This window comes from Pseudomonas fluorescens, assembly GCF_000967965.1.
Classification (GTDB): domain Bacteria; phylum Pseudomonadota; class Gammaproteobacteria; order Pseudomonadales; family Pseudomonadaceae; genus Aquipseudomonas; species Aquipseudomonas grandcourensis.
Window position 1 is genome coordinate 1 of record NZ_LACC01000076.1, and the last position, 317, is coordinate 317.

2 tRNA genes are annotated in these 317 nt (G+C 48.6%); both read left to right on the top strand.

Features of this window, described 5'->3' with window-relative positions:
* Nucleotides 1-7: 7 nt before the first annotated feature.
* Nucleotides 8-84: transfer RNA gene (locus VC35_RS28205), tRNA-Ile, on the top strand.
* 30 nt (nt 85-114) lie between these two features.
* Nucleotides 115-190 (top strand) — tRNA-Ala (locus VC35_RS28210).
* The last annotated feature ends 127 nt before the right edge of the window (nt 191-317 follow it).

The following is a 317-nucleotide window of genomic DNA, read 5'->3' on the forward strand; positions in this document are numbered from 1 at the left end:
CGAAATTGGGTCTGTAGCTCAGTTGGTTAGAGCGCACCCCTGATAAGGGTGAGGTCGGCAGTTCGAATCTGCCCAGACCCACCAATTTTGTGTGGGAAACGCCTGTAGAAATACGGGGCCATAGCTCAGCTGGGAGAGCGCCTGCCTTGCACGCAGGAGGTCAACGGTTCGATCCCGTTTGGCTCCACCACTAACTGCTTCTGATTGTGTAAAGCTTAGAAATGAGCATTCCATCGGTTCGATGGTGAATGTTGATTTCTAGTCTTTGACTGGTTCGTTCTTTAAAAATTTGGGTATGTGATAGAAAGATAGACTGA